General features: G+C 63.2%; 22 protein-coding genes and 1 tRNA gene. 17 read left to right on the top strand and 6 right to left on the bottom strand.

The genetic code is table 11. The features are described 5' to 3' along the window. Positions 1 to 2,258 (bottom strand): AAA family ATPase (locus EN993_RS15025; RefSeq protein ID WP_245468831.1); only part of this gene is annotated, 2,258 nt, incomplete at its 3' end. 238 nt (positions 2,259 to 2,496) lie between these two features. Here EN993_RS15025 and EN993_RS15030 point away from each other — a divergent pair. The 7 genes from EN993_RS15030 to EN993_RS15060 all read left to right on the top strand — a co-directional run bounded on the left by EN993_RS15030 (position 2,497) and on the right by EN993_RS15060 (position 8,893). Continuing rightward, entirely contained in the window at positions 2,497 to 2,769 is a 273-nt protein-coding gene (locus tag EN993_RS15030; protein WP_109658603.1) for a DUF4242 domain-containing protein, read from the top strand. Beyond that, entirely contained in the window at positions 2,747 to 3,073 is a 327-nt protein-coding gene (locus EN993_RS15035; RefSeq protein ID WP_245468833.1) for a hypothetical protein, read from the top strand. Before EN993_RS15030 ends, EN993_RS15035 begins: the two co-directional genes overlap by 23 nt. Positions 3,074 to 3,264: 191 nt before the next feature. Beyond that, positions 3,265 to 3,765 carry a hypothetical protein gene (locus tag EN993_RS15040; RefSeq protein ID WP_127263908.1) on the top strand — a complete coding sequence of 167 codons (501 nt, stop codon included), beginning with the start codon at positions 3,265 to 3,267 and terminating at the stop codon, positions 3,763 to 3,765. 315 nt (positions 3,766 to 4,080) lie between these two features. Further along, positions 4,081 to 5,481 (top strand): lipopolysaccharide biosynthesis protein, encoded by a 1,401-nt coding sequence (locus tag EN993_RS15045; protein ID WP_109658601.1) that lies wholly within the window; start codon positions 4,081 to 4,083, stop codon positions 5,479 to 5,481. Beyond that, positions 5,481 to 6,761 (top strand): GNAT family N-acetyltransferase, encoded by a 1,281-nt coding sequence (locus tag EN993_RS15050; protein WP_127263910.1) that lies wholly within the window; start codon positions 5,481 to 5,483, stop codon positions 6,759 to 6,761. The genes EN993_RS15045 and EN993_RS15050 overlap by 1 nt, the downstream gene beginning before the upstream one ends. A 128-nt stretch (positions 6,762 to 6,889) precedes the next feature. After that, the gene (locus EN993_RS15055; protein WP_126070652.1) at positions 6,890 to 7,726 is read left to right on the top strand and encodes a creatininase family protein; all 837 of its coding nucleotides are present in this window, start codon (positions 6,890 to 6,892) and stop codon (positions 7,724 to 7,726) included. A 159-nt stretch (positions 7,727 to 7,885) separates the two neighbouring features. After that, positions 7,886 to 8,893 carry a YncE family protein gene (locus EN993_RS15060; protein ID WP_245468835.1) on the top strand — a complete coding sequence of 336 codons (1,008 nt, stop codon included), beginning with the start codon at positions 7,886 to 7,888 and terminating at the stop codon, positions 8,891 to 8,893. Between the two features lie 370 nt (positions 8,894 to 9,263). Here EN993_RS15060 and EN993_RS38340 read toward each other — a convergent pair whose 3' ends face one another. Together EN993_RS38340 and EN993_RS15065 are read right to left on the bottom strand one after the other, a co-directional pair. Then, on the bottom strand, positions 9,264 to 9,395 hold the full coding sequence (locus EN993_RS38340) for a hypothetical protein (protein ID WP_281040327.1): 132 nt from the start codon (positions 9,393 to 9,395) through the stop codon (positions 9,264 to 9,266). Between the two features lie 120 nt (positions 9,396 to 9,515). Continuing rightward, positions 9,516 to 9,600 (bottom strand) — tRNA-Leu (locus EN993_RS15065). 275 nt (positions 9,601 to 9,875) lie between these two features. On the opposite strand from EN993_RS15065, the gene EN993_RS15070 reads away from it, so the two are divergent. Beyond that, positions 9,876 to 10,463 carry a YqaA family protein gene (locus tag EN993_RS15070; protein WP_109658597.1) on the top strand — a complete coding sequence of 196 codons (588 nt, stop codon included), beginning with the start codon at positions 9,876 to 9,878 and terminating at the stop codon, positions 10,461 to 10,463. 35 nt (positions 10,464 to 10,498) lie between these two features. Next, on the top strand, positions 10,499 to 11,017 hold the full coding sequence (locus EN993_RS15075; RefSeq protein ID WP_109658596.1) for a disulfide bond formation protein B: 519 nt from the start codon (positions 10,499 to 10,501) through the stop codon (positions 11,015 to 11,017). Positions 11,018 to 11,236: 219 nt separating this feature from the next. Here the strand turns inward: EN993_RS15075 and EN993_RS15080 are convergent, their stop codons facing one another. Both EN993_RS15080 and EN993_RS15085 read right to left on the bottom strand, forming a co-directional pair. After that, complete coding sequence (locus EN993_RS15080; RefSeq protein WP_006328497.1) at positions 11,237 to 11,794, bottom strand: HNH endonuclease; 558 nt, start codon at positions 11,792 to 11,794, stop codon at positions 11,237 to 11,239. A gap of 128 nt (positions 11,795 to 11,922) precedes the next feature. After that, positions 11,923 to 12,564: a DNA-3-methyladenine glycosylase gene (locus EN993_RS15085; RefSeq protein WP_109661086.1), complete on the bottom strand. Its 642-nt coding sequence runs from the start codon at positions 12,562 to 12,564 to the stop codon at positions 11,923 to 11,925. Between the two features lie 73 nt (positions 12,565 to 12,637). On the opposite strand from EN993_RS15085, the gene gluQRS reads away from it, so the two are divergent. Next, positions 12,638 to 13,513, top strand: coding sequence for a tRNA glutamyl-Q(34) synthetase GluQRS (gluQRS, locus tag EN993_RS15090; RefSeq protein ID WP_127263915.1), 876 nt, complete (start codon positions 12,638 to 12,640; stop codon positions 13,511 to 13,513). 149 nt (positions 13,514 to 13,662) lie between these two features. Continuing rightward, positions 13,663 to 14,559 (top strand): DMT family transporter, encoded by an 897-nt coding sequence (locus EN993_RS15095; RefSeq protein WP_126070654.1) that lies wholly within the window; start codon positions 13,663 to 13,665, stop codon positions 14,557 to 14,559. Between the two features lie 92 nt (positions 14,560 to 14,651). Here the strand turns inward: EN993_RS15095 and EN993_RS15100 are convergent, their stop codons facing one another. Continuing rightward, positions 14,652 to 15,500: a YihY/virulence factor BrkB family protein gene (locus EN993_RS15100; protein WP_206438751.1), complete on the bottom strand. Its 849-nt coding sequence runs from the start codon at positions 15,498 to 15,500 to the stop codon at positions 14,652 to 14,654. A gap of 58 nt (positions 15,501 to 15,558) precedes the next feature. Here EN993_RS15100 and EN993_RS15105 point away from each other — a divergent pair, with 58 nt between their 5' ends. The 6 genes from EN993_RS15105 to EN993_RS15130 form a co-directional block, all read left to right on the top strand. After that, on the top strand, positions 15,559 to 16,425 hold the full coding sequence (locus tag EN993_RS15105; protein ID WP_109658593.1) for an SDR family oxidoreductase: 867 nt from the start codon (positions 15,559 to 15,561) through the stop codon (positions 16,423 to 16,425). A gap of 23 nt (positions 16,426 to 16,448) precedes the next feature. Next, positions 16,449 to 16,640 (top strand): twin transmembrane helix small protein, encoded by a 192-nt coding sequence (locus tag EN993_RS15110; RefSeq protein ID WP_027038149.1) that lies wholly within the window; start codon positions 16,449 to 16,451, stop codon positions 16,638 to 16,640. Positions 16,641 to 16,665: 25 nt separating this feature from the next. Beyond that, on the top strand, positions 16,666 to 17,247 hold the full coding sequence (locus EN993_RS15115) for a cob(I)yrinic acid a,c-diamide adenosyltransferase (protein ID WP_126070657.1): 582 nt from the start codon (positions 16,666 to 16,668) through the stop codon (positions 17,245 to 17,247). A 28-nt stretch (positions 17,248 to 17,275) separates the two neighbouring features. Then, positions 17,276 to 18,076 carry a rhomboid family intramembrane serine protease gene (locus tag EN993_RS15120; protein ID WP_127263912.1) on the top strand — a complete coding sequence of 267 codons (801 nt, stop codon included), beginning with the start codon at positions 17,276 to 17,278 and terminating at the stop codon, positions 18,074 to 18,076. Between the two features lie 198 nt (positions 18,077 to 18,274). Next, positions 18,275 to 19,024, top strand: coding sequence for an electron transfer flavoprotein subunit beta/FixA family protein (locus tag EN993_RS15125; RefSeq protein WP_126070659.1), 750 nt, complete (start codon positions 18,275 to 18,277; stop codon positions 19,022 to 19,024). Between the two features lie 24 nt (positions 19,025 to 19,048). Beyond that, the coding region (locus EN993_RS15130) for an electron transfer flavoprotein subunit alpha/FixB family protein (RefSeq protein WP_164757668.1) at positions 19,049 to 19,850 on the top strand (802 nt) is incomplete at its 3' end.

Raw genomic sequence — 19,850 nt, forward strand, 5'->3', positions numbered from 1 at the left:
CCCTGGGCGAGTGCAAGCCCGCGTTCATAGGGTGCGTTGAGATCCGCCCAAAGTGCCGCCGCCGCCCGCCAGTCTCCGGCCAGAAGCAGCCGGTAGGGCGCTGCCATGCCTGATGTTTCGCCGGGGTCGGCATCCGGAGCCAGCTTCTGGCGCCATGTCGCCAGTTCGCTGAAAACCGCCCGTGTCGGCGACAGGCTCTCGGCAAGATCGATCAGCCGCAGCGCCTCTTGCCCGTCGCCTTGCCCGAGCCATGCCTGCTCGGCCATGACAGCCGCATAGGGCGCCAGCCGCTGCAGCTCCATTCCTCTTTCCAGGAACTGTTTCATTTCCTGGAAAAGCGGTTCTGCTGAAGGATCGCCACGCCGTATCCGGAGTTTCGCCAGCGCAATCAGCGCGGGATAGCGGACCAGCATGGTCGCATGGTCGTTGGACAGCACATCGAGCGCCTCGGTAGCGGCCTCTTCCCATTGCCCCTGGCGCAGCTGCAGCTGCGCCAGCACGCCGCGCATATAGTCACGCCACGTGACGAGATCGTTTTCAACGCAATAGTTGATGCCGCGATCGAGGAAGGACTGCGCCGCGTCGAAGCCAAGCTGGTTCATCTCGCTGCAGGCGCTGTTGGTGAAGGCGCGCGCCGCATGTTCCTGAAAATTCTGCTCGAGTGCGATCTCCAGGCTGCGGGCAAGGTGCAGCCGCCCCCCCGCCGGATCCAGCCACTGCCCGGCGCTGCCGAGATTGTTGAGCGCGTGGCAGACGATGTCGGGCCGGTTCATGCGCTCGGCAAGGCCGACTGCCTTTTCGCCAAGCAGCAAGGCCTCATCCAGCCTCTCGGCCAGCATCGCCAGTTGCGAGAGGTTGGAGTAGGCCATGGCGAGTTCGGCGCCGGCCGGCACGGTTTCCAGCAGTGCCACCGCCTGTTCGCCGAAGACGTCGGCGGCCTTGCGGTCGCCCATCAGATAGGCAAAGCGCGACAGCCATCTGAGGCTGTCGCCTTCCTTCGCCCTGTTGCCTTGAGCCTGATGCAGGAGGCGCGCATGGCCCTGCGCCTCGATGGCCTCTTCGATCTGGCCAATGAGATGGCATTCGAAGGCATATTTCTCGTAGAGCACGGCGCGGTCCACCGCCGGCAGGCTGTCCGCATGCCGCAGGGCGACCTCATAGTAGCCGGCAGCGTCGCGATGCGCGCCGACGCGGGATGCTTCGCGCGCGGCAAGCGGTGCGAGTTCGCGCACGGCTTCCAGATTGTGCGCCTCCACCGCATGATGCACCAGGCGACCCGCGGAGACATCGCTGTTTTCGAGCAGCGCGGCCAACGCGCGCTGGTTGAATTGCCGCCTGTGGCTCGTCGTCAGCATCATTTCCACCGCGCGGCGGGCGATCTCATGGCGGAAGGCATAGCCGTCGCCCATATCGTCCAGCAGGCCGGCGGAGACGCATTCCGCCAGCTGCCCGGCGCTGGCGACGCCGCACAGGCCCTGCAACGCCCACGCATCGGCGCGCCTTGGAAACACCGACACCGCGTCGAGCATCGAGCGGGCGCCGGCAGACAGCCGCTCGGCCCGCGCCAGCACGGCGTCGCGCACGCTGGCGGGCGGTGTCGTTTCATTTTCGGCGCACAACAATTCGGTGACGAAAAATGCGTTGCCGGCCGTCGCCCTATAAATGGCGTCACCATCGCGGCCCGCCGCATCGGCCAGCGCCAGCACCGCCGCCTCGCTGAGCAGCGGCACGTCGATGCGCGCGACATTGCCCGCCGGGATTTCACCCAGCGCGCGGCGCACGCGCATCTGTGCCTCGCTGCGGTCGTTGCGCGCTGTCACCAGAAGCAGGATGTGGGTGTTGACGATGCGCCGGCCGAGAAAGCGAACGAAATCCAGCGTCGCGTCGTCGGCCCAGTGCAGATCCTCGATCACCAGCAGGCTTGGCTGCGTCTTGGTCTCGAAGATCTCGAGCGCATCCGAAAACAGCGGCAGTCTTTGTCCTTGCCGGTGGTCGATCGCTTGCGGCAGCGCCCATTGCGCCTCCCGGGCGAGATCATAGAGCGGCCCGAGTGGATCGGGTATCGACAGATCCTCGCAGGCGCTGCGCAAGATGCGTATGCCTTCTGCCGCGCGGCCGATGAAGGCCTCGACGAGCGAGGTCTTGCCGGCACCCGCCTCTCCCCCCAGCGCCGCCACTCGGCCACGGCCGCGTGCCGCTTCCACTAGCAGGCCGTCCAGTAGCTCCAGCTGTGTCTGCCGTTCCAGAAGCATTGTCATTCGCTCGCGAGATTGGGGGGTTGCCACCATGGTGGCTGGCGCCACGATAGCTCTAAGCGAGAGGGTTGCAATGTGACTTTCCACACATTGCTGTGGCTCTCTCCACAAATAACGTCGCCAACATAGGGAATCGTCCCGCCAAAAATAGGGAATGGCTCCGATGTGCGCTCTTGTCGAACGTGATCATTGTCCAGTCGCGCTCGGACCGAGCGTGAATCAATGTGAAAAGGAACTTCCCATGCCTCGTTATGTGGTGGAACGCACATTTCCAGACGGTCTCAACGTGCCGATCACCGAAGTCGGCGCCGATGCGCTCGGCGGCGTCGTCATGCGCAACGCCGAAAAAGGCGTCACCTGGGTGCAGTCCTTCGTGTCACTCGACAAGAAGCACAGCTTCTGCATCTACGACGGCCCCTCGCCCGAAGCGATCCGCAGCGCGGCTCATAAGAATTCGCTGCCGGTCGACAAGATCATGGAGGTGCGGGTTCTTGACCCTTACTTTTACCGTTGAGTCCCCGAACGATCGGCAAATCCCAAATGATCGGCAAATCGATGAGCATCAAACTGCCCTTCGCCGCAATGGCGACCTGCTTGCTGGCCTGCCGGTCGGTGAACCCGCGCCTGTCGTGGGAGACCCCGGCCAAGCAACCTCCTTGCTCGGCCGTGTATGGCGGTTCGCGGCGAACCTGCCTTCGCATCTGTATGGCGGGCGGCGGCGAGTGCCCCCGGAAGACGATTATCTGAGGCGCGACATCGGCCTGTCGGAGCGCGATATCCAGCGGGAATACTGGCAATATTACTGGTGGGACCACTGATTTCGTGCAGCCATTTTGAATCGCTGAAAGACATTTCGAAAACTGCAAAGGCCACCTGACAGCGGCCTGCACAAACCGGGCGGACGGTCCGTTCCGGATTACAAAACCAGACGCTGCAGCGTTGAAACACGCCCGGCCTCACGGCCGGCCGTGGACCTCCCTGTCGCGTCATCAACAACAGCGGAAAGACAATGACCAAAACTCTTTGGACCGGGCGCTTCGCCGCCCTCGCCGTCCTGTCGATCGCGGCCACTGCCGCCCACGCCCACGACGCCAACAGGCTGGCCGACATGGTGCGGACGGCCAACAACCGCTTTGAGAACGTGGCGGCGGCAACCGCCGAGGGCTATGCGCCGATCCCTTGCGCCAGCGGCATCACCGGCGGCGCCATGGGCATCCACTACGTCAATCCCACCTATCTCAAGGATGACGCGGTCGATGTCGCCAAGCCCGAAGCGGTGATGGACGAGCCGATGGCCGACGGGACGCTGAAACTGGTGGCGGTCGAATACATCACCTCGAAAGGCCCGGCCTCGCTCGGCGGACAGCTGTTCAACTTCAACAGCGCCCCCAACCGCTACGGCCTCGGCCCGTTCTACGAGCTGCATGTCTGGGCCTGGAAACAGAACCCGACCGGCACCTTCGCCGACATGAACCCGAACGTGTCCTGCGACGCGATGAAGGGGATGTGACACTCCCCATGTGACACCTCTGGCACCGCATATACCAGGTGTCTGGCCTTCCCCCTTGCGGGGGGAGGGGCGAGCGCAACGCCGACCCGGCTTCCCATGCTTCCCGGCGTTCGCTCGCCATTCGTCATGCCACCGGCATGACGAATGCGCGTCCCGCGCACCGGCCCGCCGCTATGGCTCCGGGCGTTCGTCACTCGAAAAGCCAAATCGTTGGCTTTTCGTCCGCTGCGCGGACCGTTCCTCACCCAACCGTTTCTTAATGTGTTTTGGCTACACCAAAGCCTGAAAAGAAGCGGAAAACGGAGAGAAATCGGGGTGCGCTTTTCCGCGGCCACGACAGCCGGGCGGTTCTTGCCGCAGCGTTTGGCGCTGCGCATGGGGCCGCTGCTTGGCCGTATCGACGCCGTGCTGTTCACCGCCGACGAGCGCGGCGAGGCCGGCCGCATGTCGGTCATCGCCTTCTCCATCCGCATCGTCAGCGCCGTCATCGCCTTCATCAGCCAGGTGTTGATGGCGCGCTGGATGGGCTCGTTCGAATACGGCATTTTCGTCCTCGTCTGGGTGACGATGGTCATCGTCGGCAACCTCGCCTGCCTTGGCTTCCACACCTCGGTCATCCGCTTCATTCCCGAATACCGCGAGCGCGGCCTGATGGACGAACTGCGCGGCATCGTGCTGGCCAGCCGCCTGTTCGTGCTGATCGCCTCCACGATCATCGCCGGACTCGGCGCGCTCGGCGTCTGGCTGGCAGCACCCTGGATCGAAAACTACTATGTGATCCCGTTCATCCTCGGCGTCATCTGCCTGCCGATGATCGCCATGTCCGACCTTCTGTCCGGACTGGCACGCGCCAACAGCTGGGCGCTGTTTGCGCTGTCGCCGACCTATCTCGTGCGACCCATCCTGATCCTGCTGTTCATGGCGCTGATGCTGGCGGCCGGCTACGCCCCCGATGCCAGGACGGCGATCTTCGCCTCGATCGCGGCTACCTATGTCACCACGCTTGGCCAGCTCATCGGCGTCACCCAGCGTATGGAAAGGCAGATCCCGGCGGGGCCGATGAAGGTGCATTTCGCGCAATGGTTCATCGTCTCGCTGCCGATCTTCCTGGTCGAGAGCTTCTTCTTCCTGCTCACCAATGCCGACGTGCTGATGGTTGGCGCCTATATGGATCCCAACGACGTCGCCGTCTATTTCGCCACGGTGAAGACGCTGGCGCTGGTGCATTTCGTCTATTTCGCCGTCAAGGCCGGCGTTGCCCAGCGCTATGCGCAGTTCACCCATGGCGACCCGCAAAGGCTCGCCGCCTTTGCCCGCGAGACGGTGTCGTGGACGTTCTGGCCCTCGCTCTTGATGGCGCTGCTGGTGCTGGCGTTGGGCGAGCCGATGCTGGTGCTGTTCGGCCCTGAATTCAGCAGCGGCTATCCCTTGCTGTTCCTGCTCGTCTTCGGCGTCGTGGCGCGGGCCGCTGTCGGCCCCTGCGAAAGCCTGCTGACCATGAGCGGCAACCAGAACATCTGTGCCGCCGTCTATGCCATGACGCTGGCTTTCAACATCGCCCTCAACGTGGTGCTGATCCCGATGTTCGGCCTGTGGGGTGCAGCCATGGCCACCGCCTTTGCCATGATCTTCGAAGCCAGCGCGCTGTCCTTCACGGTGTGGCGCAAGCTCGGCATCGTCATGCTCATCTTCGTGCCTGCGAAAGGAGCCGCGTGATGGCCGCCATCCCGTTGCTTGAGGAAACCAGCGGCGGCACCGCCGGCGCCATGGTGTCCGGCCTTGCCGGGCTGGCCCGTGACGCCGACCCGGCCCATATCGAGATCCTCGCCAACAACCGGCCCGAGCGCAAGCTCGCAATCTACCCGGCATCAGCCGGCTTCGACCTGGTCGAGGAACTGGATTATCTCTGCGCCCGCACGGTCGAGCCCAACGTCTTCTTCAACCCGCGCTTCCTGGCGCCAGCCATGCCGCGGCTGGAGGATCGCGAGGTGCGGCTGGCGGTCATCCGCGACGGCGACGAATACCGCAACCGGCTGCGCCTTCTGGTGCCGTTCTCGGTGGAACGGCCGGTGGTGCCGCTCGGCGTGCCGGTGATGCGCACATGGTCGAGCCCGTTCGGCCCGCTCGGCACACCGCTGGTCGACCGCGACGATCCGGTCGGTGTCATCGAGGACTTCTTCTCGATGCTGTCGCGCCCGCATCTCAAGCTGCCGAAAGTGTTCGTCCTGCCCGACATCCGGCTCGATGGCCCGGTGGCGAGCCTGCTTGCCACCGTGGCCGAGACGCGCGGCCTGATGCTGGTCACCACCGGCCAGACCCAGCGCCCGGCGCTGGAGAGCGAGCTCGATGGCGATGATTATCTGAAGGCCTCGCTGCGCGCACACCATTATCGCGAGTTCCGCCGCCTGAAACGGCGCCTTGGCGACCTCGGCAAGCTTGAGCATGTCGTGGCGCGCGGCCCCGACGACATCCGCCACGCCATCGAAGGCTTCCTGACCTTGGAAGCGGCCGGCTGGAAGGGTCGCGAACGCACCGCCATGGCGATCGATCGTTACCGCGCCGCCTTCGCCCGCGAGGCCGTGCACCGGCTGGCCGAGCAGGACATGTGCCGCATCCATTCGCTGACGCTCGACGGCCGCACAATCGCTTGTCTGATCGTCTTCGTCGAAGCCGGCGTGGCCTACACCTGGAAGACGGCCTATGACGAGACGCTGGCCAGCTATTCGCCCGGCACGCTGCTGATGATCGAGGTGACCAGGCAGCATCTCGACGATCCCAACATCATGATGACCGATTCCTGCGCGGTGCCCGACCATCCGGTGATGAGCCGGCTATGGGCCGAGCGCAAGCCGATGGGCACGCTGGTGATCGGCCTGACGCCGGACGCCGACCGCCTGACCCGCCAGGCCGCCTCGCAGCTGCATCTCTACCGCGAAACCCGCAACATGGCCCGTTTGCTGCGCAACCGCATGAAGAGTTTGCTGGGGCGGCGGTAGACCATGATCTCGAACTTCTGCGGCTGGATGGGCAGGCGCCTTGCCGAGACCCCTGCCATTCACACAAATTGCGCAAATCGGCAGACCGGCATGGGCGCTCGGATGCCGCGTAGGATCTAGAGGCTGGAATGATCGCACGACACGGTTTCACTTTCGCAAGCACCGTGATTGCCCTTTGCTTTCTGTCGGGTCTTGCGTCGGCAGCGAACGCCGCCAATGCGTCGGTCTTTCTTGAAGACCATACCTGGACCGAACTGCGCGATCTGGTCGCTGCCGGGACGACGACGATCATTGTCCCTATAGGTGGGACTGAGCAAAGTGGTCCCGCCATAGCTTTGGGCAAGCACAATGTGCGGGTCAAGTTCCTGGCTGAAAAGATAGCCAGCAGGCTGGGCAACGCGTTGGTCGCTCCGGTGATCTCCTATGTTCCGGAAGGGACCATCGACCCGCCGACCGCCCATATGCGGTTTCCCGGAACAATCACCATCAGCGACAAGACTTTCGAACAGCTGCTTGAATCCGCGGCCCGCAGCTTCAAGCTGCATGGCTTCAGGACCATTGTGCTGATCGGCGACCACGGCGGCTATCAGGCCGACGAGCGCCTTGTGGCCGATCGCCTGAATGCCGAATGGCGCAAAACCCCGGTCCGGGTCTTTGCGGCGCTCGAATACTATCAGATCACCCAGAGCGCCTATGTCGAAAAGCTCTTGTCGGCCGGCGCGACGCAGCCTGAGGTTGGAACGCACGCCGGATTGGCCGACACATCGCTCATGCTAGCTATCGACCCTTCCATGGTGCGCAAGGATCGCCTTGCGGCCGCCCCGAAGCTCAATGCCGACGACGGCGTCTATGGCGGCGATCCGACCCGATCGTCGGCCGCGTTCGGCCAACTCGGCGTAGACCTGATCGTTGATGGAACGACCGAAGCGATCCACGGATTCATCGCAAAGCAGCAGCCCAAATGATCAAGGCATATTGGTGGTTCAAGAGCTTCTGCGCGCCGCTCATGTTTTCGCTCGCGCTGTCGTCGACATCAGCTTCTGCCGGATCGTGTCCGGAAGATTGCAGCGAGCCGCCTCCTTCGCACTCTCCGATCAACATCTACAGCCAGAACGGCGGATCATTTGAGCCCGGCGACGACAGGCGCGCTGCCCCGCGTCTATGTACCAAATCGCTCGTCCAACAGCGTATCGGTCATCGACACCGTGACCCTCAAGGAGGTCGACAGATTCCCTGTCGGGCGCAAGCCGCAGCACGTCGTTCCGTCTTGGGATCTGAAGACGCTCTGGGTCGCCAACAACGCCAGCGGTACCAACAAGGGCAGCGTGACGCCCATTGAACCCAAGACCGGCAAACCGGGTCACGAAATTCCAGTCGATGACCCCTACAACATGTACTTCATGCCGGACGGAAGCGCGGCCGTCATAGTCGATGAAGCCTATGAGCGGCTCGATCTGCGCGATCCGCATACAATGGCGCTCAAATCGGCGATCCCGACGCCGACCTGCCCCGGTATCAATCATGCTGATTTCTCCGCCGACAATGCCTACGCCATCTTCACATGCGAATACGGCGCTGGCGGCCTCTTGAAGGTGGACCTGAAAAATCAAAAAGTGCTCGGCCACCTTGCCCTGTCGAAGATGGGCATGCCGCAAGACGTCAGGCTTTCCCCCGACGGCAAGGTCTTTTATGTCGCTGACATGATGAACGACGGGGTGTTCCTGATTGACGGAGACAGCTTTTCCGAGATTGGTTTCATCGCCACCGGTATCGGAACGCACGGATTTGTCGTGAGCCGTGACGGGACAAAGCTCTACGTTTCAAATCGCGGCTCGCACAAGATGGAGCAAGGCCGCGCACACGGGCCGGGCAGCGTGACCGTCATCGATTTCGCCACCCGTTCGGTCGTCGGCCAATGGCTCATCCCTGGTGGCGGCAGCCCCGACATGGGAAATGTCAGCGCCGACGGCAAGCAATTGTGGCTGTCTGGTCGCTTTGACAGCGAGGTCTACATGATTGACACGACCTCGGGCGCTGTCACGAAGATCCCGGTTGGCGTTGAGCCTCACGGCCTGACGGTCTGGCCGCAGCCAGGCAGATACTCGCAAGGCCATACCGGCAACATGCGGTGAGCATCGGTAAAATTGGTGCCCCTTCGACGGCTCTGAATCGAACTGTCAACAGTCCTCCTTCGTCTAACGAGCTTCGAATGGCTTTGCCACCCGAAGCTCGAAGAGCGAAGGGTGGTGCCCCTAGCCGGGGTACTGGGGTTGGATCGAACCAGCGCTTAGACCGAACAATCGCTCAGCAATAACAAGACCTTACAGGATATTATCTCCCGAGGCCCGATAGTCTCGATGTACCTCAGTAGGTATCAGGCGCTATACCTCAGCATCAAGCCGTCCCACTTAACTCCGATGCAACCAAGGCGTGTTAGCCGTGGTGAATGGAACGGGTAGGCGCTTATAGGGGAACACCTCTTTGACCGGAAGCAGTCGGCACTCACCAATCATCAAGGGCATTCTCATCGCAGAGACGCTGATTGGTGGTATTGCCGTGGCCGCCTCCCTTTGGACTGGGAAAGGCATCACTGCAATCTATGACAAAGGCATCTTTCTCATAGATCGGATCCACCACCCGCTCCTTTATTGGGGTTGGTTGATCGCAGTAATGGTCGGTCTTGTGGCGTATCCGCTCTGGTGTCTCCACAGGGGGCCACCGAAGTATTAAGAGTGGCCTGCTCCAGCGAATCAATGGTGCCCCTAGCCGGAATCGAACCAGCACTCCTTGCGGAACTCGATTTTGAGTCGAGCGCGTCTACCAATTCCGCCATAGGGGCTCAGGCCGGGCGGCCTGGATGGCGCGGGACTATACGGTTGGAGGCCTGTTCGTCAACTGGCCAATTCTCCGGCGCCCTCAAGATGCGACCAAACTGCGCCTTTCGATTTCGTGACGGGGCTGCCATTGTGCAGCGCGGAAAATCTTTCTAGACAGGCGGCGCATCGAAGTGCTGCACGTCTGAAGGGACGATAGCGCGCTTTGGGTCTGGTTTTTGTGCACGCCGTTGTCCCGAAAACGCTGCGCACCTTTGGGTGACATGCATTAGGAGTGCCGATGCTTCGCGGACTTTACGACTGGACCTTGTCGCTGGCGGCCCGCAAATCCGCCGAATGGTGGCTGGCCTTCATCGCTTTCGTCGAAAGCTCGGTGTTCCTGGTGCCGGCCGACGTGCTGTTTTTGCCGATGGCGCTGTCGCGGCCGGATCGCGCCTACCGCTACGCGCTGATCGCCACGGTCGCCTCGGTGCTGGGTGGCATCGCCGGCTGGTTCATCGGCCACTACGCCTATGACGCGGTGGCGAGGCCGATCCTCGAATTCTACGGCAAATATGACGAATTCGAAGCGCTGCGCACCTCTTCGGGCGTCGGCTTCATCATCCTGATGCTGATCACCTCGGGCGCTGCTCATCTGCCGCCGATCAAGGTGGTGACGATCCTGTCCGGGGTTATCGGCGTCAATCTGGCGCTGTTCATCGTGCTGGCGATCGTGGCGCGCGGCGCCCGCTTCCTGCTACTCGCCTGGCTGCTGCGCCGCTATGGCGAGCCGATCCGCGAATTCATCGAAAAGCGCCTTGGCCTGATCGCCGGCGGCGCGGCGGCTGCCCTGATTTTGCTCTATATCGTCGTCAAATACGCGTTCTGAACACAGCCTTCGCAAGCCGGACGGAGCCGATCGAAATGACCGCGACCATGAATGCCGACACCGGACGCCAGCGGACGCGCACGGCCTTGTTCCTCGCCGTCGCCATGGCCGCCACCGTCGGCTCGGCGCTCGGCTTCCAGTATCTCGGCGGCTACATCCCCTGCCACCTCTGCCTGGAACAGCGCACACCCTACTACATCGGCGTGCCGCTGATGGTGCTGGCGGTGATTGCCTCGATGCTGCACGCACCTAGCTGGCTGACGCGCGGCCTGCTGGCCGTCGGCGGCCTCTTGATGCTCTACGGCCTCTATCTCGGCGTCTACCACTCCGGCGTCGAATGGCAGTGGTGGGCCGGCCCGACCGATTGCACCGCGGGCGCCGGACCGGTCGACACCGGCGGCAAGGGCGTGCTCGACGCGCTCGACAAATTCGTGCCGCCATCCTGCGACAAGGCCGCACTGCGCATCCTCGGCCTGTCGCTGGCCGGCTGGAACGCCATCGCCAGCCTTGTCTTGGCCGCTATCGCCTTCCGCGGCGCCCTCACCCGAGACTGAGTCACCAAGACTGAGCCGACGCGAGATCGTTCAAAGAATTCGGCAGGCTGAGTCGTAAGGAGTGATTGTCGAGAACCGAAGCGGAGCGGACATCCAGCATGTCCCGGAAAAGTGGTTCCGGTTTTCCGATAAGGACATGCGGCAAAGCAAAGTATCCGTGAACATCGGAAGCGCAGACAGTCGCTGCAGACGGCCAGCCTCCCGAATTCTCGGACGATCTCAGGGTTCGAGTTCGACATCCCAGTAGAGATAATCCATCCAGCTCTCATGCAGATGGTTGGGCGGGAACAGGCGACCGTTGTTGTGCAGATCGTGCACTGTCGGCTGGAAAGGCTTCTGCAGCGGCCACATCTTGGCATGCGCAGGCATCATGCCGCCCTTCCTCAAATTGCAGGGCGAGCAGGCGGCAACGACATTCTCCCATGTCGTCGCGCCGCCGCGGTGGCGGGGAATGACGTGATCGAAGGTCAGATCCTCCGGCGTGCCGCAGTACTGGCACTGGAAGCGGTCGCGCAGGAAGACGTTGAAGCGGGTGAAGGCCGGATGCCTGGACGGCTTCACATAGGCCTTCAGGCTGACCACGCTCGGCAGCTTCATCGAGAAGGTCGGCGAGGAGACGGCGTGCTCGTATTCGGCGACGATGTTCACCCGGTCGAGGAACACCGCCTTGATGGCATCCTGCCACGACCAGAGCGACAGGGGGTAATAGCTGAGCGGACGGTAATCCGCATTCAGCACCAGTGCTGGAAGCCCATCCGGAGATACGGCGACCGTCACGTGTTTACCTCCTTGGTTCTAGACCCGAACGGCGCGGATACTGTAAGCCCGACATGACAGGGATGTGAAGCGGATTGTCGCGCCGCTGAAGCGCCAAAAATACATGATTTTTATGCTTTTTTGCGGATTCAGGCCGGTGGCGCGGCGTCCCGTCCTCTGGTTTCGCGATAATAGGACCAGAAAAGCCGTGATGCGACACCTCGCCACGGGCTCCATGATTCGGCCAATGCGATCAGTGTTTTCTCCGGCGGACGCGGCTCGATGCCGAGCGCGTGGCCGACCGCGCTCTGCAGCGCGACGTCGCGTGCGGGGAAGATGTCGGGGTGTCCGGCGGCAAACAACAGGTACACTTCCGCCGTCCACGGGCCGATGCCGGGCACCGCCGTCATCGCCGTGATCGCCTCCTGGGCATCGAGCGAACAGAGGTGATGAAGGTCGAGGCCGTCGACCACGGCCTGGGCAACAGCGATCAGGCCGCGCTGCTTCGGCCGCGACAGGCCGGCCTCGCGAAACATGTCTTCGCCGGCGGCAAGGATCGCCTGCGGCGTCAGAGGATCGACGAGCTTGGTCAACCGGCCGAAGATGGCATCGGCGCTCGCGCGGGACACCTGCTGTGAAACGACGATCGACGCCAGGCTCCTGAAACCCGGCTCTGAGAGCCGCAGCGGCACCTCGCCGGCCATGCCGCGCACCTTTTCCAGGCGCGGGTCGATCACGCAAAGCGCATCGAGCCCACGGGCAATGTCGTCTGATGTCACGATACGCTGCATGCTTTCTTGTTCCTTGACCGTCGACAAGGTAGCAATTGGCGAAGCGCCGCAAAACATGATTGCCGCCGAAGAGATGACACTCCTGACATTCCGCTTCGCCCCCAGCCCCAACGGCGACCTGCATCTCGGCCACGCTTATTCGGCGCTGCTCAACCAGAAACTGGCGGCACAGACGGACGGCCGCCTGCTGCTGCGCATCGAGGATATCGACACGACGCGCTGCACGCCGCAATTCGAGGCAGGCGTGCTTGCCGATCTGAAATGGCTTGGGCTTGGCTGGGAAGAGCCGTTGCGCCGCCAGTCCGAGCATTTCCCCGAGTATAAGGCGATGCTTGACCGGCTGATCGCGGAAGAACTCGTCTATCCCGCCTTCATGAGCCGTGGCGAGATACGCGCTTTCATCACCGACAGCGAAGGGAACGGACGCGACTGGCCGCGCGATCCCGACGGCGTGCCGCACTACCCCGCAGCCGACAAGGCTCTGCCGGTCAAGGAGCGCAAGCGGCGGATCGCCGAGAACACGCCCTTCGCCTGGCGGCTGGATGTCGAGGCCGCCATGGTGCGTGTCGGCAAGGACCTGTCATGGACCGAATTCGTCGATGAGAGACTTTCTGCGACCCGATCGGTCGAAGCCCGGCCGTGGGACTGGGGCGATGTGATCGTCGCGCGCCGCGACATCCCGACCAGCTACCACCTCGCCGTCGTCATGGACGATGCCCTGCAAGGCGTCAGCCACGTCGTGCGCGGCCAGGATCTGTTTTCCGCCACCGGCGTGCAGCGCCTGCTTCAGGAACTCCTCGGACTGCCGCAGCCTGCCTATTTCCATCATCGCCTCGTCCTCGGGCCGGATGGACGAAAGCTGTCCAAGAGCCTCGGCCACACCGGCCTTGCCGCCTTGCGCCATACCGGCGCATCACCGGACGACGTCAGGCGACTGGTCGGGCTTTGAGCGCGGCGCGGTCAAGGTAACGCATGTCGAACTTGACGCCCGTTGAATTCCGGTGATGCATGGATCAATGGTTTCGTTTTGCGCGCCGGGTTGAAGCGCAGTAGAGCAGCGCCACGGTCAACTCCCTCCAGCGCGGCGGTCTGCGGAACATGCACAGCATCAAGCGGTTCATTCCCGCCACCTTCGTCGTCCTGTGGGCGACCGGCTTCATCGGCGCGCGCTACGCCATGCCATGGGCGGAGCCGTTCACCTTCCTCGCCGCACGGTTCGTCATCGCCGCCATCCTGCTGGCCGTTCTGACGCTTGTGCTGGGCTCGAAGGGAGCCACCCGCGAGGAGGCGTTGCATGCCACCGGCGCCGGAATCCTGATGCACGGCGTCTATCTCGGCGCCGTCTTCTGGGCCATCCACAGGGGCATGCCGGCCGGCTTTTCGGCCCTGATCGTCGGCCTGCAGCCGCTGATCACAGCGGTGCTTGCCGGCAAGTTTCTCGGCGAGGCGATCCTGCCGCGTCACTGGCTTGGTCTTGGCATCGGCCTCATCGGCATCGTCATCGTGCTGTGGCCTAAGCTCGGCGCGCTGGGCGGCGGCGTGACGGCGGCGACACTGACCGCCTCGCTGGTCTCGGTGCTCGGCATGAGCGCCGGCACCATCTGGCAGAAGCGCTTCGCCTCGGGCGGCGACCTCGTCGCGGCGACCATGTGGCAATATGTCGGCGGCGCGGCTTTGATGATCCTGGCCGCGCTGGCCTTCGAGACGCACACGGTCGTCATCAACGGCGAACTGATCTTCGCCATGGCCTGGCTGGTGCTGGTGCTGTCGCTCGGCGCCATCTTCCTGCTGATGGTGATGATCCGCGACGGCGAGATGTCGAAAGTGGCCTCGCTGTTCTACCTGGTGCCTGCGGTGACGGCCCTCATCGCCTGGGCCTTGTTCGACGAGCAGCTCAACGCGCTGCAGATTGTCGGCATGGCGATCACCACATTCGGCGTCGGCCTGGCGACGGCTCGGCCGAACAAGGGAGGAATTGTAGAACTGAGGAATTGAGGAACCCAAGCGACAGCCCGTTCTTCAATTCTTCAATTCTTCAATTCTTCAATTCTTCAATTCTTGATTTCCTCTATCCGCCCAGCACCGACTCATCCGACCCGCGCACGGGCCTCCAGATAGCGGCTGATCGCGGCATTGAGTTCGCCGCCGAGGATGAAGATCGCCGAGACCATGTAGAGGAAGACCACGGCGATCATGATCGAAGCCAGGCCGGCATAGGTCGTCACATAGGACGAGAAGTGGTCGAGATAGGTGGCGAAGATGGTCGAGCCGATAAGCCATGCCGCCAGCGTGAAGATGATGCCCGGCACCAGCGAGACGAAGCGGCGCTTGCCTGCCGGCAGCCAGAAATGGACGGCAAACAATCCGCCGACAATGACCGCCGAGGCGATGACATAACGCCACAGCGTGATTGTGCCCATATAGGGCTTGATCCCGTCAATATGGGCTTCGGCGAGCCGCGCCAGCAGCGGCGCGAACACCAGGAGCACGCTGATCGCCAGGAAACCAGCGGTGGCGATGAGAACGAAGATGATGCTCTGCACCCGGCGGTAGATGATGCCGCGCGTTTCCGAGACGCGATAGGCGCGGTTGAGCGACGTGCGCAGCGCCTCGATGCCGTTCGAGGCAAAATAGGCGGCAAGCACCACGCCGTAGGTCAAAAGATCGGTGCGCCTGACGGTCAGCACATTGAGCACTTCGCGCGCGATCGGCTTGGCGATCTGTTCGGGCCAGGTGTCGAAGACCAAGTGCACGGCCGTGTCGGAGAACGCCTGCGCGCCGAGGAAGCTCGCCAGCGTCGTGGCAAAGATCAGGAACGGGAACAATGCCATCAGCGATGTGATCGCCAGATGGCTGGCCATCGCCCAGCCGTCATCAGTGTTGAAATGGCCAAGCGCGTCGTAGAGGACCCGCTTGAGGGCTACGATCTTCCGCATCAAGAACCGCGCCCTCCAATTGTCTCCACGCCGGGAATATGGGAAGGGATTGCGGCAAATGGCAACCCTTGACGACACCACGAACAGTCCGGCGCAGGAATTGCGCTCGATCATCGTCACCGGCGCATCTTCTGGGATAGGCGCGTACTGCGCCCGTGCGTTGAAGGCTGAAGGCTGGCGGGTGTTCGCGACGGCGCGCAAGCCGCAGGACATCGCCGCGCTCGAAGCCGACGGAATCGAGTCTTTCTATCTCGATTATTGCGAGCCGGACTCCATCGCCGCGCTGGTGACGGCGGTGCTCGACCGCACCGGCGGCCGGCTCGACGCCCTGTTCAACAATGGCGCCTATGCGCAGCCTGGAGCCGTCGAGGATCTGCCCGTTGCAGCGCTCAAGGAGCAGTTCGAGGCGAATTTCTTCGGCTGGCATGACCTGACCAGCCGGCTGGTGCCGGTGATGCGCAGCCAGGGTCACGGCCGCATGGTCCACTGCTCGTCGATCCTCGGCCTGACGCCGGTGCGTTTTCGCGGCGCCTATTCGGCGTCGAAGCACGCTCTGGAGGCCCTTATGCTCTGCCAGCGCCAGGAACTGGCCGGCAGCGGTATCCATGTTTCGTTGATCGAGCCAGGGCCTGTGAAGTCAAAGATAGCCAGCAATGGCCTCACCTGGTTTCTCAGGAATATCGACCACGAGAATTCCGTGCACCGCGTGGACTATGCAGCGCAACTCGAGCGGCTGCGGGCCGGCGGCAGCCAATCGGCCTTGAAGCCAGGGCCGGAAGTGGTTCACGCGGCGCTGCGCCATGCACTTCTGTCGCGGCGCCCGCGCCCGCACTATGTGGTAACAGTGCCGGCCAAAATCGGTGCGGTGCTCAAACGCATCCTGCCCGCATCGATGCTCTACCGCATCCTTGCCAAACGCGCCTGAATCAATCGAACTGGGAACATACCATGGCAACCGTCTTCAACATCCTCGCCATTCTGGTCATGGTCGCCGTGGTGATCGTGCTTGTTCGTGGCCTCATCAACATGATGCGCGGCGGCTCAGGCGTCACCTCGAACAAGCTGATGCAGGCGCGCGTCATGCTACAGGCCGTGGCGCTGGTGCTGATCCTGCTGGCGGTGTATTTCACCCGCAAGTGAGGATATCGGCAGCCGGGGAGGCGAAATGGTCAAGCTCAACAAGATCTATACCCGCACCGGCGATGATGGCACCACGGGTCTCGGCACCGGCGAACGGCGGCTGAAATCCGATCTGCGGGTGGACGCCTACGGCACGGTCGACGAGGCCAATGCCTGCATCGGCATCGCCCGGGTCCACACGGCAGCGACCCATCCGGCGATAGACGCCATGCTTTCCCGCATCCAGAACGATCTCTTCGACCTCGGCGCCGATCTTGCCGTGCCCGACGACGGCAAGCCGCTCGGCTATGAGCCGCTTCGCATCGTCCCCGTGCAGACCGACCGGGTCGAGAAGGACATCGACCTGCTCAACAAGGAGCTTCAGCCGCTCAAATCCTTCGTGCTCAATGGCGGCACGCCGGCAGCGGCGGCACTTCACCTTGCCCGCACCGTGGCGCGGCGAGCCGAACGGCTGATGGTGGCACTGGCCCAGGACCCGCGCGAACACGTCAATCGCGACGGACTGAAATACATCAACCGCGTCTCGGATTTCCTGTTTGTCGCCGCCCGGGCGGTCAATGACAACGGAAACGCCGACGTGCTATGGGTTCCCGGCAAGAACCGCTGATTGTCGAAAGCGGAAGAGGGCCTGGGGCATGTTCATCCCGCTTTACGACACCAACAGGCTGCGGCACATCCGCCTGCAATACGTGACGATCGGACTGATCGTGGTCAACGCCCTGGTCTACCTCGCCACCGCGCTCGGCGGCGAGAGTTTCTCCAATGCAGCCGTGCTTGGTCTCGGCTTCATCCCGTCGGTCGTCCATGACTCCGCCGAGCTTGATCCCCGTTTTATCGTCATCCCCGAAAGCCTGAGCTACCTCACCTATTCCTTCCTGCACGCCGACATCTTCCACCTCGGCGGCAACATGCTGTTCCTGTGGGTGTTCGGCGACAATGTCGAGGATGCGCTGGGCCACATCCGCTACCTCATCTTCTACCTGCTATGCGCCGTCGCCGGAGCCGCCTTCCAGGGCCTTGTCGCCTGGGATTCGCAGGTGCCGCTGATCGGCGCCTCGGGCGCCATCGCCGGCGTGGTCGTCGCCTATCTGATCCTTTATCCCAGGGTGAAGGTCTGGGTGCTGGCCTTTGCCCGCATCCCGCTCCGCATCCCTGCCTTCATCCCGCTCATCCTGTGGGTGCTGTTCCAAGTGGTGATGTTTGCCGCCGGCGGCGAGGACCAGATTTCCTGGGCCTGCCATATCGGCGGCATCATCGCCGGCGCCGTTCTGGTACTTGTCCTGCGCAGCCGCGGCGTGCCGCTGTTTGCCGGCGCTGACGACGATGCCGCGGTCGCCGCTCCCAACCAACCGCAGGCCACTGCTGAACCGGTGGCGCCTGAGCCACCCGCAGCGACGCCGCGTTGGGGGCGCGGAAACGCTTCCAGTTCGGACTGAACCGATTTGAGCGGCTTGCAGCGTATTGACGTGCAGGGTTGCCGCAACTACGGAAACGTCACCGCCGCAGCCTAAGGCGGTCAAAGACCAGAATTTCCATTCGGCCCGAATTTCCACCCGGAATGTCGGCTTTCGACAACTCAGAAAGGGCGCAGGCTGTTATAGCGCGCCCAACTAGCGTGAAGAGGTGACAGGCAAATGAAGATCCTTGTGCCCGTGAAGCGGGTTGTGGATGCGAACGTCAAGGTTCGCGTGAAGGCTGATGGTTCGGCGGTGGAGCTCGCCAACGTCAAGATGGCGATGAACCCGTTCGACGAGATCGCGGTTGAAGAGGCAATCCGGCTGAAGGAAGCCGGCAAGGCGGAAGAAATCATCGTCGTCTCGATCGGCCCGCAGCAGTCGCAGGAGACCCTGCGCACCGCGCTCGCCATGGGTGCTGACCGCGCCATCCTGGTCAAGACCGACGAACAGACCGAGCCGCTCGGCGTCGCCAAGGTGCTGAAGGGCGTCGTCGACGCCGAGCAGCCCGGCCTTGTCATCCTCGGCAAGCAGGCGATCGACGACGACAGCAACCAGACCGGCCAGATGCTGGCGGCCCTGCTCGGCTGGGCGCAAGGCACCTTCGCCTCCAAGATTGTGCTCGACGGCGACAAGGCCAAGGTGACGCGCGAAGTCGACGGCGGCCTGCAGACGGTGGAGCTGAAGATGCCGGCGATCGTCACCGCCGACCTTCGCCTCAACCAGCCGCGCTATGCCTCGCTGCCCAACATCATGAAGGCCAAGAAGAAGCAGCTCGACGAGAAGACCCCGGCCGACTACGGCGCCGACGTCAAGCCGCGGCTGAAGGTCATCAAGACCGAGGAGCCGAGTGGCCGCAAGGCAGGCGTCAAGGTCAAGAGCGTCGCTGAGCTGGTCGACAAGCTCAAGAACGAAGCCGGCGTGCTGTAAGCGATCGGGAAAGGAACAAGAAAAATGGCTATTCTCCTCATCGCAGAACACGACAACGCAACGCTTTCCGACCAGACCGCCAAGGCGCTGTCGGCCGCCTTGCAGATCGGCTCGGACGTGCATGTGCTGGTTGCCGGCAAGGGCGCCAAGCCGGCAGCGGACGCCGCCGCCAAGCTGAAGGGCGTGAGCAAGGTGCTGTTGGCCGAAGCCGACGAGCTTGCCGAGCGCCTTGCCGAACCGACGGCAGCGCTCGTCGTGTCGCTGGCAGGCGCTTACGACACCATCATCGCGCCGGCGACCTCGTCGGGCAAGAATGTCGCGCCGCGCGTGGCAGCGCTGCTCGATGTCGCGCAGGTGTCCGAGATCATCGAAGTGGTGTCGCCCGACACTTTCAAGCGGCCGATCTATGCCGGCAACGCCATCCAGACGGTGCAGTCGAGCGACGCCAAGAAGGTGATCACGGTCCGCACGGCCTCGTTCCAGGCAGCCCCCGAGGGTGGCTCGGCGGCGGTCGAGAGTATCAAGGCGGCAGCCAATCCCGGCCTGTCCACCTTCGTCGAGAACAAGCTTTCCGAGACCGACCGTCCGGAGCTGACCTCGGCCAAGATCATCATCTCGGGTGGTCGTGCGCTGGGTTCGGCGGAGAAGTTCCAGGAGGTCATCCTGCCGGTCGCCGACAAGCTCGGTGCGGCGGTCGGCGCTTCGCGCGCGGCGGTCGACGCCGGCTATGCGCCGAACGACTGGCAGGTCGGCCAGACCGGCAAGGTGGTTGCCCCCGATCTTTACATCGCGGTGGGCATCTCCGGCGCCATCCAGCACCTCGCCG

Source organism: Mesorhizobium sp. M7D.F.Ca.US.004.01.2.1 (genome assembly GCF_003997785.1).
GTDB classification, from domain to species: Bacteria; Pseudomonadota; Alphaproteobacteria; order Rhizobiales; family Rhizobiaceae; genus Mesorhizobium; species Mesorhizobium loti.

Excerpts from the sequence above, each read along its gene's own strand:
- EN993_RS15030 (WP_109658603.1), top strand. The coding sequence starts at position 2,497 with ATGCCTCGTTATGTGGTGGAACGCACATTTCCAGACGGTCTCAACGTG.
- EN993_RS15040 (WP_127263908.1), top strand. The coding sequence starts at position 3,265 with ATGACCAAAACTCTTTGGACCGGGCGCTTCGCCGCCCTCGCCGTCCTG.
- EN993_RS15050 (WP_127263910.1), top strand. The coding sequence starts at position 5,481 with ATGGCCGCCATCCCGTTGCTTGAGGAAACCAGCGGCGGCACCGCCGGC.
- EN993_RS15055 (WP_126070652.1), top strand. The coding sequence starts at position 6,890 with ATGATCGCACGACACGGTTTCACTTTCGCAAGCACCGTGATTGCCCTT.
- EN993_RS15070 (WP_109658597.1), top strand. The coding sequence starts at position 9,876 with ATGCTTCGCGGACTTTACGACTGGACCTTGTCGCTGGCGGCCCGCAAA.
- EN993_RS15075 (WP_109658596.1), top strand. The coding sequence starts at position 10,499 with ATGACCGCGACCATGAATGCCGACACCGGACGCCAGCGGACGCGCACG.
- EN993_RS15085 (WP_109661086.1), bottom strand. The coding sequence starts at position 12,564 with ATGCAGCGTATCGTGACATCAGACGACATTGCCCGTGGGCTCGATGCG.
- gluQRS (WP_127263915.1), top strand. The coding sequence starts at position 12,638 with ATGACACTCCTGACATTCCGCTTCGCCCCCAGCCCCAACGGCGACCTG.
- EN993_RS15095 (WP_126070654.1), top strand. The coding sequence starts at position 13,663 with ATGCACAGCATCAAGCGGTTCATTCCCGCCACCTTCGTCGTCCTGTGG.
- EN993_RS15100 (WP_206438751.1), bottom strand. The coding sequence starts at position 15,500 with ATGCGGAAGATCGTAGCCCTCAAGCGGGTCCTCTACGACGCGCTTGGC.
- EN993_RS15105 (WP_109658593.1), top strand. The coding sequence starts at position 15,559 with ATGGCAACCCTTGACGACACCACGAACAGTCCGGCGCAGGAATTGCGC.
- EN993_RS15110 (WP_027038149.1), top strand. The coding sequence starts at position 16,449 with ATGGCAACCGTCTTCAACATCCTCGCCATTCTGGTCATGGTCGCCGTG.
- EN993_RS15115 (WP_126070657.1), top strand. The coding sequence starts at position 16,666 with ATGGTCAAGCTCAACAAGATCTATACCCGCACCGGCGATGATGGCACC.
- EN993_RS15120 (WP_127263912.1), top strand. The coding sequence starts at position 17,276 with ATGTTCATCCCGCTTTACGACACCAACAGGCTGCGGCACATCCGCCTG.
- EN993_RS15125 (WP_126070659.1), top strand. The coding sequence starts at position 18,275 with ATGAAGATCCTTGTGCCCGTGAAGCGGGTTGTGGATGCGAACGTCAAG.